This window comes from Mucilaginibacter sp. Mucisp86 (assembly GCF_047324315.1).
Classification (GTDB): domain Bacteria; phylum Bacteroidota; class Bacteroidia; order Sphingobacteriales; family Sphingobacteriaceae; genus Mucilaginibacter.
On sequence record NZ_CP168503.1, the window covers coordinates 3,029,052 to 3,042,496 of the forward strand.

At 44.9% G+C, this 13,445-nt stretch carries 11 protein-coding genes; all 11 read right to left on the reverse strand.

Going from position 1 to position 13,445, the window contains the following annotated elements; genetic code table 11:
- Window positions 1-75: 75 nt before the first annotated feature.
- Window positions 76-834, reverse strand: a complete 759-nt coding sequence (locus ACEN9X_RS12950; RefSeq protein WP_413670760.1) for a tetratricopeptide repeat protein — start codon at window positions 832-834, stop codon at window positions 76-78.
- A 4-nt stretch (window positions 835-838) separates the two neighbouring features.
- Complete coding sequence (locus ACEN9X_RS12955) at window positions 839-2,656, reverse strand: BatD family protein (RefSeq protein ID WP_413670761.1); 1,818 nt, start codon at window positions 2,654-2,656, stop codon at window positions 839-841.
- Window positions 2,657-2,680: 24 nt separating this feature from the next.
- Window positions 2,681-3,436, reverse strand: a complete 756-nt coding sequence (locus ACEN9X_RS12960; protein ID WP_413670762.1) for a tetratricopeptide repeat protein — start codon at window positions 3,434-3,436, stop codon at window positions 2,681-2,683.
- On the reverse strand, window positions 3,433-4,473 hold the full coding sequence (locus ACEN9X_RS12965) for a vWA domain-containing protein (RefSeq protein WP_413670763.1): 1,041 nt from the start codon (window positions 4,471-4,473) through the stop codon (window positions 3,433-3,435). Before ACEN9X_RS12965 ends, ACEN9X_RS12960 begins: the two co-directional genes overlap by 4 nt.
- 4 nt (window positions 4,474-4,477) lie before the next feature.
- A complete protein-coding gene (locus tag ACEN9X_RS12970) occupies window positions 4,478-5,482 on the reverse strand; it encodes a vWA domain-containing protein (protein WP_413670764.1) in 1,005 nt (334 codons plus the stop codon).
- Complete coding sequence (locus tag ACEN9X_RS12975) at window positions 5,479-6,447, reverse strand: hypothetical protein (protein ID WP_413670765.1); 969 nt, start codon at window positions 6,445-6,447, stop codon at window positions 5,479-5,481. The genes ACEN9X_RS12970 and ACEN9X_RS12975 overlap by 4 nt, the downstream gene beginning before the upstream one ends.
- A 5-nt stretch (window positions 6,448-6,452) precedes the next feature.
- Entirely contained in the window at window positions 6,453-7,334 is an 882-nt protein-coding gene (locus ACEN9X_RS12980) for a DUF58 domain-containing protein (protein ID WP_091216540.1), read from the reverse strand.
- Between the two features lie 106 nt (window positions 7,335-7,440).
- Complete coding sequence (locus ACEN9X_RS12985; RefSeq protein WP_394332326.1) at window positions 7,441-8,400, reverse strand: AAA family ATPase; 960 nt, start codon at window positions 8,398-8,400, stop codon at window positions 7,441-7,443.
- Between the two features lie 672 nt (window positions 8,401-9,072).
- Window positions 9,073-9,678, reverse strand: a complete 606-nt coding sequence (locus ACEN9X_RS12990; RefSeq protein ID WP_413670766.1) for a lipoprotein signal peptidase — start codon at window positions 9,676-9,678, stop codon at window positions 9,073-9,075.
- Window positions 9,679-10,062, reverse strand: a complete 384-nt coding sequence (locus ACEN9X_RS12995) for a TraR/DksA family transcriptional regulator (protein WP_413670767.1) — start codon at window positions 10,060-10,062, stop codon at window positions 9,679-9,681.
- Window positions 10,062-13,445: an isoleucine--tRNA ligase gene (gene ileS / locus ACEN9X_RS13000; RefSeq protein ID WP_413670768.1), complete on the reverse strand. Its 3,384-nt coding sequence runs from the start codon at window positions 13,443-13,445 to the stop codon at window positions 10,062-10,064. The genes ACEN9X_RS12995 and ileS overlap by 1 nt, the downstream gene beginning before the upstream one ends.

Consider the following 13,445-nt stretch of genomic DNA (forward strand, 5'->3'; position numbering starts at 1 on the left):
ATGGAGAGAGAAAAAAGCTTTAAGCTCAAAAAAACTTTCGCCTTTTACCTTTATCCTTTCACCTCGCCTCAAAAACTATATTTCCTTAGCATCCGAAGCATTGATCCAGCCTTCGTTGCCGCTGGCCAGTCTGATCTTCATCCAGTCGTTGTTATTTTCCAGTATCTCAACCTTGGTGCCGTCATGGATCAGGAACAGGTTTTTGGCATTGGGCGTTGGTGCGCTTTTTACATTGACAGATGTGCTGAAGATGATGGCGCCGTGATGGGCATCAAAATATTGATCCTGACGGCTTGCGACAAACATGCTTGCAAAACCGAAAAGCAAGATCACTAAAGCCGAATAAAACGCCCATTTTTTTATGCTTACCGAATTAGTGAACCTGTACACTGTCAGCAATGCACATCCCGCTATAAAGAACAGGATTGTCATCACCGCCAAAGTTGTTAATGAAAAGCGAAGGATAAACGAGTGCCACCATTTGGTGATGAAAAATTCGGTACCGGCCTCTACCTTATCTGTTGTTTTTTGATTGGCAAACTGGATATTGAAATTGATATCCTCATCGCCCGGCGAAAGCTTGTGCGCCTTTTCATAATATAACAGCGCAGATGGTACATCCTCATTTTTAAAATAAGCATTGCCCAGATTATAGTAAACCAATGCCGACTGGTGCCCGTCGTCCACAATTTTTTGGTATGTGGTTATGGCTTCCTTGTACTGGCCTTTGGCGTACTGGTCATTTCCTTTTTTTAACAGGATGTTAGCTTCATCGTTAGCTAATGCATATATCGGCATAACGATGATGAGCAGTAAGTATATAATGCGCTTCATCATGTTATATTTTATTTTCAATGTTATTGATCATGTTCTGGGCCTTATCAAACACCTGCTGCTCGGTAATACCCGATACAGGGGCATAGCGTGCCATTTCGCAAAGGTCAAGCGTGTCAAGCATCTCATTAATGAGACTTTCATCAAGCGAGCGGGCTTTTAGTTCCAAAGCTATCTTTTCACGATTAAGATCTGAGTAAGGGATATTAAGCTTATCACTTAAATAGCCATATAAACCACGGAACAGGTTTTCGTAAAAGGCTTTCTTATCGTTTAATTGTTGTTTGGCACTGGCCAGGTGTTTGGCTGCTATTTTACCAGCCTTACGGCTTTTTAAACCTACTACGTCGGCATTGTTTTTATCGCGCCATTTACCATAAACCAAAGCGCCTAAGAAACCTGCCGGACCGAAGATCAGCAGGAAATAATACAGCCCCGATCCGTAAAAATCGCTGCCTACCTCGTTTAATTCGGTGCCCGTTTTTATGTAGCGGATATCATTGCTCAGCACTTTGACATCCTGTTTGCCCGCGTTTGAAAAAGCGGTAACATTACTGCCATCGCCGGTGCCTTTAGCTACTTTGACATGGAATGCCGGGGTGCTTAATGAAACGTACCTGCCTGTAGCGGGGTTAAAGTATGCGAATTTAACCGGGTCGATAGTAAAATCGCCCTGATGCCTTGGGATCAGCAGATAGGTGTATTTCCTGTTGCCCGATGAACCGCTGGCATTTATGGTAATGGTGTCGGTGATTTTAGGCTCATATTTTTCAAAATCGGCCGGGAAAGTTGGCGTTATCGGTTTCAACAACTTCAGGTTGCCTGTGCCGCTTACCTTTATGGTGTAATTAATGGCATCATTAGCTTTAACATCATTTTTATCAAGTGAAGCTTCGATATTAAATTTACCCACAGCGCCGGTAAACTCGGCAGGTTTGCCTGCCAATGGCAATGGTTTTACGTGGATGACAACGGGCGTACTTTTAACCTTGTACTTCACATCCTCGTATCCGCCAAAAAAGGCATCGAAGGGATCGCCTGAAGATGAAGCGGCCTGTTGCCTCACTATAAAGTTCATGATGGATGGCTCAATAGTGATATTGCCTTCATGCTCTGGGAACAAGACGGTCTGTTTAATATCGGTTACGTTGTACCTTACACCATTTAAAATTTCGGTGCGCCATTGGGCGTTTGGATTGGTGCTTTTGATCTCCTGGCTGTAAAAGCCGTTGAGGTCCGGGATTTTTTCTGGTTCGCCGTTGGCGATGTTGACCCGGGTATAAAGGCGCAGGTTCATCATGATCTGCTGGCCCATGTAGGCGGTTGTTTTATCAACCTCGGCACGTAAAAATAATGATTTGGAGATATCGCTTACACGTCCTTTTTGAATGTTGCGGCTATCGGGACCATTGCTGCTTTGTTGCTGCGCCTGCTGACTGGCCTGCCCGCCCTGGCCTTTTACTACTTTAATTTTTATTGGGGCAGTGCTGTAAGGCCGCCCTCCGGCTACAATAGTAGCGGGGCCAATGGTTATTTCACCTTCTTTTGTTGGTACCAAATCATACCCGTAAGCTATGCTTGCCGAAGTAACCCCATTGATCATGGATATGCTGTTGGATACATTGGGGCCGCCAACTACCTGGAAGCCGCCAAAAGCAGGCGGCGCAAAACGTTCGCCGTTGGCGTTGATGGAGAAGGTAACCTCAAGAACCTCGCCTGTGCCTATCGTAGTTTTATTTACCGATGCCGTAAACTTTACCTGAGCAAAAACCAGGCTTGAGCAACACAGCAACAGCGTTAATATGGAAAGTTTAATTTTCATTAGTATCTACAAAACAACAAAGATTTACCAATCTTTTGAAATAGGCACCTTAGCACCTTTTAATTTTTTATTCTTCAGTTTATCCTGGGTTTGCTTTTCATCATTGTTAAGGGCATCAAGCATACGCTGGGCATCATCTTTTGACAGCTGGTTAGGCTGCTGTCCCTGCTGATCTTTCTTGTCCTGGTTTTGTTTATCCTGATCTTTCTTGTCCTGGTCCTGCTTATTTTTATCCTGGTCCTTCTTATCCTTATCGTTTTTGTCTTTATCCTTATTGTCCTTATTCTTATCCTTGTTTTTGTCCTTGTCCTTATTATTGTTGTTGCCGCCCCCGCCTTTATTCTTATTCTGCTGGTTTTTCAGCATTTTTTGGGCATAGGCAAGGTTATACCGGGTTTCCTCATCTTTAGGGTTATTAACCAGCGCTTTTTTATAAGCATCAATACTTTCCTGGTACTTTTTTTGGGTTAAAAAGGAGTTGCCGATGTTGTGATAAGCCCCTGCTTTTACATTTTTATCGATCGACGCAGTTGCCAGTTTGTTGAATTGCGCGGCTGCATCATCATATTTTTTCTGCTTAAACATGGCGTCGCCAAGGTTAAAATTACCCTCAAGGGTTTTGGCTTTTTTGCTCATGGCCTGACGGTATGCCGCTTCGGCTTCTTTATACTTTTTTTGCTGATAGAGTTCGTCACCCTGTCTCAGGTATTTTCTTTCCTGCTGGGCAAAAAGAAATGAAGCCTGCAGCACTAATAAAATGGCTATGATATATTGCTTCATGTGTTTTTTACTTCAAATAATTTGATCTTGCTCAGGCGCATGTTTTTACGGATGGAGATAAAGAACTCGGCCAGTAACAGCACAAATGCAATGCCCAGGAAAAACTGGAACCTGTCTTCAAAATCCTTAAACTGTTTGGTGTCGGTCATTTTGCGTTGCACTTTGGCTATCTGGTCCATCACAATGTTAAGCCCGCTGTTAGCGTTGTTTGCACGCACGTAAACACCGCTTCCTGCAGCAGCAATCTCCTTGCCCATGGTTTCATCCAGCTTACTAACTACGGGGTGCCCGGTACTGTCATTATGAAAACCAACTTGTTTGCCACCCTGGTAAATTGGAACCGGAGCCCCTTCTTCCGAACCCACACCAACCACATTCACGGTAACATTTCTGGCTAAAGCGGCCTTGGCTGCCTCTACGGCATCATCCTCATGGTTTTCACCATCGGTAATAATAATCATGGATTTACCCGTACCGTTCTTAAAATCAAACGACTGCATCCCCAGGTTAATTGCCGCGCCAATGGCGGTTCCCTGTGTTGGCACCATTTCGGTGTTAATGGTATTGAGGAACAGTTTCGCTGCTGCATAATCGGTAGTTACAGGGAGCTGTACATAGGCCTGCCCCGCAAATACCACGATGCCGATACGGTCATCATGCAGTTTATCAATTAATTGTGATAATGCACGTTTGGCATTTTCCAGCCGGTTGGGGGCTAAATCCTGAGCCAGCATACTGTTTGAAACGTCGAGCAGGATCATCAGGTCGGCACCTTTGCGTTTTACCTCTTCGGTTTTGGAGCCCAACTGCGGATCGGCAATGCCAATAATAACAAGGGCATAGGCTAACATGAAAAAGATAAACTTGATCCAGGGACGTGAAAAGGATACCTGTGGCATCAGCTGCATCACCACCTCCTTGTTACCCAACGAGGCAATTGCCTTACGTTTCCACCAGTTTACCCTCAAAAAAATAAAGAGCAGCAGCGGAATGGCAAGCAATCCCCATAAAAATTCTGTATTTGCAAAACGTAGCATGCTGTTATGTTATAGCCCCCTTAAGCAGGGTGTGTCTTGTTAAAAATTCCAACGATAAAAGCGCCAGTGCAATAATGGCGAACGGCAAAAAGCGCTCGGTTTTTTTGCGGTACTGGGTAACATCAATCTTGGCTTTTTCCAGTTTGTCAATCTGTTCGTAAATATCCCTCAACGCGCTGTTGTTGGTAGCCCTGAAGTACCGGCCGCCGGTAATAGTAGCAATTTTGTTCAGCGTACCTTCGTCAATATCAACCTTCATTCGCTGGTATTGTACGCCCATTGGGGTTTGAAACGGGTAGGGGGCATAACCGTTGGTACCTATACCTACCGTATAAACCCTTACACCAAACTGCCTGGCAATTTCGGCGGCGGTAACCGGGGGAATAGAGCCCGAGTTGTTTGAACCATCTGTAAGCAGGATCACTACTTTACTTTTGGCTTCGCTGTCTTTTAGGCGGTTTACTGCTGTTGCCAAACCCATACCAATAGCGGTTCCGTCTTCAATCATCCCGTTTTTTATATCGGCATAAAGGTTTACCAATACTGAGTGATCGATAGTGAGCGGGCATTGTGTAAAGCTTTCGCCGCTGAAAACTACCAGGCCGATCCTGTCGTTCGGGCGGTTCTGAATAAAATCGATGGCGATATTTTTGCCCGCCTCAAGCCTGTTGGGCTTAAAATCTTCGGCAAGCATGCTGCCTGAAATATCCGAAGCAATAACGATATCAATACCTTCGGTGGTAGTATCCTGCCAGCTTAGTGACGATTGCGGCCTTGCCAGTGCTATGATCAATGCCGCCATTGCCAATGAGCGCAATATGATGCTCAAATGCCTGAAACGGGGCAGCATGCTTTTGGTGATCATGGCAAAGCCCCTTACGGTAGGCATGGCCAGGTTACCCTGCAGTTGCTTTTGCTTCCAGATGTACCAGCCCACCATAAGCGGAATGCTGATCAGCAGCCAGAAAAAGCCCGGATGTGCAAATTCTATTCCTTTAAACCAGATCATCTTGCCTCATCTCCCTTCACATTTACACCGGCTGGTTTGGCATGGGGCTGCGTATCTTTAATAAAAGTAACGGCGTTTTCCATGCTCTTTTCATTTTCATTGGCCGCAGGTTTTTCCTTGGCAAATTTCACCATGTCCGATAGCACAAGCAATTGCCTTAACAGGTTCCTGTCTTCGCTGGCTATGTCCATATGCCTTAAGCTGGCAAAAATTTCTTCGGATGTTTGTTCGAGGGCTTGTATAGTGTACCTTTTTTCGAGGTACTCGCGCACCACATCGCTCAGCTCAATATAATATTGCTTAACCTGGTCGTGCTGCCAAAGCTGTTTGTTTTTGATCTCATCAAGCTTTTGAAGAGCCTGGATGTGCAGCGGAATATCGGGCTTAACCTCTTCAACCACAACTTCTTTTTTCGGCCGTCTGAGCAGATAAAATACTGCGCCGCCGCCAACAATCAGGCCAGCCAGTATGCCTAAAGTTAGCTTCCAGTTGTCACGCAGCCAATCCCAAAACGTATAGTTAATGGCAAGCGGCTGCTTAATATCATAAAAGGCCTTAGTTGTGTCAACCGCGACCGTTCTTACATCAAGGTTCAATGTATCGGTTGGTAAGTCACCTACCGGCGATTTAAATACATATGATGGGATTACATAAGTACCGCTATCGAAAGCAGTAATGGTATAATGCCGGGTTATGGTTTTGATGGATTTATCGCCCGGGTCAAAAGCAGTATCGGCCTTAAATTTAACGAGCTGAATTTTGCCTATACTGTCGGCCAGTTTAGGAAACCCGATGCTATCCTTAGCGTGAAAACGGATGCTTAAATTGAGCTGTGTTTGCTCGCCTATGAGGATAGATTTTTTATCCAGCGAGGCCTTAGCTCCAAAGTTTTGCGCCCTGCCTGTTTGGTAAAAGCCTGCAAGCAATACCAACATAGCCAGGGTATATTTGATGTACCTGTTCATATATTTTACCGCCGGCCTTCCCGCTTTTTAAATAATGTCATTAATGGTTTAACGTATGATTCATGTGTGCCAATGGTAGTATAATCAACCCCCGAGCGTTTAAAAGTATCCTGCAGGGCGGCGTTGCGTTTCACGGCATCCCATTTAAAAGCGTCGCGAACGGCCTTATCACCAGTATTTACCCACATAATTTGCCCGCTTTCTTCGTCCTTAACAGGGATGAGGCCCAGGTTCGGGAACTCTTCTTCGTGTTTGTCGTAGAGTTTTAAGGCAATGATATCATGCTTTTTATTGGCGATCTTAAGCTCGTTTTCAAACTCGGGTGTAATAAAATCAGAGATCACAAAGGCTGTACATTTCTTTTTGATAACGCTTGTGAAATATTTCAGCGCTTCGGCCACGTTGGTGCCCTTGTTTTCGGGCTGGAAAGCGATCAATTCACGGATGATCATCAGGATATGGCTGCGGCCTTTTTTAGGCGGGATAAATTTCTCGATCTTATCGCTGAAAAATATAATACCTACCTTATCATTGTTCTGTATGGCCGAAAATGCCAGTACAGCGCAAAGCTCTGTTGCCAGGTCCTGCTTTTGCTGGTTCTGCGTGCCGAAGTTTTCCGATCCGCTCACGTCCATGAGCACCATTACAGTAAGCTCACGCTCTTCTTCAAATACTTTTACGTAAGGTGCGTTGAAGCGGGCCGTTACGTTCCAATCGATAGTACGGATCTCGTCGCCAACCTGGTATTCGCGAACCTCGCTAAAGGCCATACCCCGGCCTTTGAAAGCAGAATGATACTCGCCCGAAAATAAGTGGTTACTTAAGCCACGGGTTTTGATCTCTATCTTCCTTACCTTTTTTAGCAGATCCTTGGTGTCTTTAGCCATGTACCCCTCCTAAATCCTCCCCGAGGGGGGAGGACTTTAAAAGCCTTTTAATTAACAATTTTACATTTTTATCTCCCTCTCCTTTGGAGAGGGCAGGGGGTGAGGTTTACGGTACCTCAACCGCGTTCAGGATGGCTGTAATGATATCCTCGCTGGTGATGTTTTCTGCTTCGGCTTCGTAGCTTAAGCCAACGCGATGCCTTAGTACGTCATGACAAACAGCACGCACATCCTCAGGGATCACATAGCCGCGGCGCTTAATAAAGGCATATGCTTTTGCTGCCAGTGCCAAACTGATACTTGCCCTTGGCGATGCACCAAAGGTGATCAGCGTTTTGTATTTGGCAAGCTTAAACTGATCAGGGAAACGGGTAGCGAAAACAATATCGATGATGTATTGCTCGATCTTTTCGTCCATATAAACCTCGCGTACTATTTTGCGGGCTTTGATGATTTCTTCGGGCTTGATAATGGCGTTTGGCTTATTCATGCCTGATGGCGAAATATTGGCGCGCATGATCTTTTTCTCATCCTCCTTATTAGGATACTTGATCACCACTTTCAGCATAAAACGATCTACCTGTGCTTCGGGCAGGGGATAAGTACCTTCCTGCTCAATTGGATTTTGGGTTGCCAATACCAGGAATGGATCGGGCAGTTTGTAGGTGGTATCGCCAATAGTTACCTGGCGCTCCTGCATGGCCTCAAGCAATGCACTTTGCACTTTTGCAGGCGCACGGTTAATCTCATCGGCCAAAACGAAGTTTGAGAAGATTGGACCTTTGCGCACAATAAACTCTTCTTTCTTTTGGTTGTAGATCATGGTACCAAGCACGTCGGCAGGGAGCAAATCCGGTGTAAACTGGATCCGGCTAAAATCGGCCTGGATAGCTCTTGACAGCGTATTGATGGCCAGCGTTTTTGCCAGGCCCGGTACGCCCTCCAGTAAAATGTGACCATTGGCCAATAAGCCGATCAGCAAGCGTTCAACCATGTAACGCTGACCTACGATCACTTTATCCATCTCCATGATCAGCAGATCGATAAATGCGCTTTCTCTTTGTATCATTTCATTCAGCGCCCTGATATCGGTTGAATACGATGTCGGAGCCGTCGAAGTGACATTTCCTGTATAGCTATTTTGTTCTTCCATTAAATTTTTTCGTTTCGGTAGGCAAACTTAAACACCCGCCCAATTTTTCGCCAACTAAAATCTATGCTTAAATGTTAAAAAGTGTTAAATCGTGATATATCGTGGCCGATATATCTGTTTAGCACTCACAATGTTTGGTGGTAATTGTTAAATCCGGCCCTGTTAAATCCCCAATATACACTATTTAGTTGCTTTTGTACATATAACGTGTTAAAAGGCATTTTATTGAATGGTGGGTTGTATGGGCTTTCGAACTCGCGCTCGTTTGCAACGAGTGCGTAAACTGGGTTTGCGTTTATAACGCAACAGGCGATACAATCGCCAAACCATATTAAGCACTCGTTGCAAACGAGCGCAAGAATAAGATTTCCTGTAAAAACAAATAAAAACCATGTCATTGCGAGCGATAGCGTGGCAATCGCATGCTATACGGAGCCGCCATGCAAAGTTCGCGATTGCTTCGTCGCCCCTAATGCGCGCGAGGCCTTACTTCGCTTCTCGCAATGACATTTATTTGATTACGAACGCTTAACAAACAAAAAAAGCCGCTCATCGCGGCTTTTCATATATAAATCTATAATAATTCTATTCTTCAACCATTTCGCTGTTGGGGCTGGCTACTTCGGGTTTTTCATGTTTGAAATAGCGTTTCTGGTACAGGAGTATCATAATTACGCCTACGCAGATAGAGGCATCGGCCAGGTTAAACACCGGCCTGAAAAACTCGAACGACTCACCTGCCCAAAACGGGAACCATGATGGATAGGTGCCGCGTAGCAACGGAAAGTAAAACATATCAACCACACGGCCATGAAATATCGGGGCATATTTATACATCAAACCATAAAAGGTTGAATCAATGATATTGCCCATAGCACCGGCTAAAATGAGCGCTACGTTCATGATGAGCCCGCGGTGGTATTTATGTTTAATTAAATAAATAAGGGTGTAAATTATACCGCAAACCGCAACTATGCGGAACAGCGTTAATGCCAGTTTACCCGCATCGCCGCCCCATTCCATGCCAAATGCCATGCCGTTGTTTTCGGTATAATGCAACATACCCCGGCTCCCCAGGAAACGAATTTCTTCGCCCATTTGCATATGCGCACGAACCCAGGTTTTAATGATCTGGTCGGCAAGGATGATAAAGGCAGCAGTTAAAAAAGGTTTGGTATAAGCAGCCTTCATTTATTGCTTTAATTTAGCTTCCATTGAGAGGGTAGTGTGCGGAACAGCACGTAAACGCTCTTTCGGGATCAGCTTGCCTGTTTCGCGGCAAACACCGTAAGTTTTATTTTCAATACGTACAAGGGCAGCCTCAAGTTGCTCAATAAACTTTTTTTGACGGGCCGCCAATTGGTTTATCTGCTCTTTTTCAAGCGTGGCCGAACCGTCTTCTAATGTTTTGTAAGTACCGGCGGTATCATCGGTGCCGTTGGCATTAGGCGAACTTAATGACGTAGCCAATGAACTTAATTCTTCGCGGGCTATGCGCATTTTATCCAGGATAATCCCTTTAAATTCCTGCAGGTCAGCTTCAGAATATCTGGTTTTTTCTTGTTCTTGTTTCATTATACTTTACTAATAGCAATCAATATTTCTTGTTCATCAATTGTAACAGGTTCTCCCCCGGTCAGGTTCTCCACAAACACGATGCTGTCGGCCAGGATTTCGGCGCAAATATAGGATAGATTGTTTTCCACGGCCTCTTTGATCACCGGGGTGCTGCTTGTCTGCACGTTTATCCTGTCAGTTACTTCAAATCCTTTGGTCTTACGTATATTCTGCACACGGTTGATAAACTCGCGCGAGATACCTTCCTGTTTCAATTCGTTGGTTATGGTAACATCTAAAGCCACGGTTAGTTTTCCCAAATTTGCCACCTGCCATCCGGGAACATCTTCGGCTATGATCTCTACGTCGGTAGCTAATACTTCGTATTTGCCATCAAGAACCTGGATCTTGCCATTAGTTTCTAACGTAGCAATATCATCCTGGGTGAAGTTTGTGATGGCTTCGGCTACAACTTTCATATCCTTACCTACCTTTTGGCCTAAGGCCTTAAAGTTTGGCTTTATTTTCTTTTTAATGAAACCTGCGGTATCGGTAATATACTCAATATCTTTAATGTTGGTTTCAGACAAAATGAGGTCTTTAACCTGCTCAACGTGTAATTTAAAGCTTTTATCCAGTATTGGCAATAAAATTTTGCTCAATGGCTGGCGCACGTTGATATTCACCTTTTTACGAAGCGACAATGTTAATGACGAAACATCCTGTGCAAGTTGCATGCGCTCTTCCAGCTCAGCATCAACCAATGCGCTGTTGTACTCAGGGAAGTAAGCTAAATGTACCGATTCAAACTCTTCCTTGCCGGTAACAGCATTCAGGTCGCAATATAACCTATCGGCAAAGAACGGCGCAATGGGCGACATCAATTTGCTGATAGCTATTAAGCAGGTATACAAGGTTTGATAAGCCGAAAGTTTATCCTCCGAGTCATCTGATTTCCAGAAACGGCGGCGGCTTAAACGGATAAACCAGTTGCTGAAATGTATATCCACAAACTCCTGGATAGCACGGGCGGCCTTGGTTGGCTCAAAATCGGCATAGTAGCCGTCAACCTCTTTGCTTAAGGTGTTTAACAGGGATATGATCCAGCGGTCAATTTCAGGGCGTTTGCTGTTCTCTATCTCCGGTTCGCTGTAAGTGAACTTATCAATATTAGCGTACAGGGTAAAGAACGAGTAGGTGTTGTACAATGTACCGAAAAACTTACGCCTAACTTCATCAATGCCCTCTTCATTAAATTTAAGGTTATCCCATGGCGATGCATTGCTGATCATGTACCAGCGGGCGGCATCGGCACCGTATTTTTCGATGGTCTCGAACGGATCAACAGCGTTGCCTAAACGTTTAGACATTTTATTGCCATTTTTATCCAGCACCAGGCCGTTTGATACCACATTTTTAAAGGCGATACCTTTGTTGCCCACCTGTTCATTGACGGCTTTAACCTCATCACTTGCTTCGCTCAGCATTACGGCTATCGCATGCAGGGTAAAGAACCAGCCACGGGTTTGGTCAACACCTTCGGCAATGAAATCTGCCGGGTAAGCGTTTTTGAATTCTTCCTGACCTTCAAATGGGAAGTGCCATTGTGCATAAGGCATAGCGCCCGAATCAAACCAAACGTCGATCAGATCGGGCTCGCGGAACATTTTGTTGCCGGTTGATGATACTAAAACAACATCATCAACGTAAGGGCGGTGCATGTCTTCCAACTCAAAGCCTTCAGGCATGAAACCTGCTTTGATTGATTTCGAGATCTCTGTATTTAATTCAGCAATCGAACCAATACAGATCTCTTCGGTACCATTTTCCTCGCGCCAGATAGGTAGCGGGGTACCCCAGTAGCGAGAACGCGAAAGGTTCCAGTCAACCAAATTTTCAAGCCAGTTACCAAAACGACCGGTACCAGTTGATTCCGGTTTCCAGTTAATGGTTTTGTTCAGTTCTACCATTTTATCCTTAACCGCGGTGGTGCGGATAAACCAGCTATCGAGCGGATAATATAATATCGGCTCGTCGCTGCGCCATGAGTGCGGGTAGCTGTGCTCGTATTTCTTAACGTCGAACGCGCGGTTCTCAGTTTTTAATTTGATAGAGATGAGTACGTCGGTTGGTTTAAAACCTTCTTCGGCACGCTCGGCATCAGTATAATATTCTTCTTTAACGTAACGGCCCGCATAATCGGTAACTTCGTCAACAAAACGGCCCTGTTTGTTCACCAGTGGAACATCCTTGCCGGTTTCGTCTTTTACCATTACTGATGGTACGTTATTTTCCTTACAGGCCCTGAAGTCGTCCGCGCCAAAAACAGAAGCAGTGTGTACGATGCCCGTACCATCTTCGGTAGTAACAAAGTCGGCCGGGATCACGCGGAAAGCGTTTTGCTCCAAATCCTCATTGGTTACATAAGGCATCAGTTGTTCGTAATGGATGCCCACCAGCTCACTGCCTTTTACTTCGGCCTCAATTTTCCATGGGATGATCTTGTCGCCGCCTTTGTAGTCGGTAAAAGAGGCGTTCTCACCCTCGGCTTTAAAGTATTTTTTAACCAGGTCTTTAGCCAGCACTACACAAACCGGCAGGTAGGTGTATGGGTTAAAGGTGCTGATCTTAACGTAGGTAATATCTTCGCCAACGGCAAGGGCACAGTTTGATGGTAAAGTCCAAGGAGTAGTTGTCCAGGCCAGGATAAACACCTCGGTATCTACGCCATTAAACAAAAACTCCGAATCGGCATCGTGTTTAACTTTAAACTGGGCTACTATGGTAGTATCCTTCACCATTTTGTAGGTGCCCGGCTGGTTAAGCTCGTGTGAGCTTAAACCGGTACCTGATTTTGGCGAGTATGGCTGTACGGTATAACCTTTGTACAGCATGTCTTTTTTATGCAGCTGCTTCAGGATCCACCAGAGGCTTTCAATGTATTCGTTTTTATAAGTGATGTACGGATCATTCAGGTCAACCCAGTAACCCATTTTTTCGGTTAGGTCGTTCCAAACGTCGGTGTAGCGCATTACCTCCTTACGGCAGGCATCGTTATAATCTTTAACGCTTATTTTTTTGCCGATGTCATCTTTAGTGATGCCCAAAGCTTTTTCAACAGCAAGCTCAATTGGCAAGCCATGGGTGTCCCAGCCGCCTTTGCGTTTTACCTGGTAGCCTTTAAGGGTTTTGTAGCGACAAAAAATATCTTTAATAGAGCGCGCCATTACGTGGTGAATACCGGGCATACCGTTAGCGCTCGGCGGCCCTTCATAAAAAGTATAAGGGTTACCCGCCGGACGGCTGGTAATGCTTTTCTCGAAAATATTTTTCTGTTTCCAGAAGTCCAGTATCTCTTTGCCTGTTTGCGATAAGTTTAACTGCTTATATTCCTTGTACAT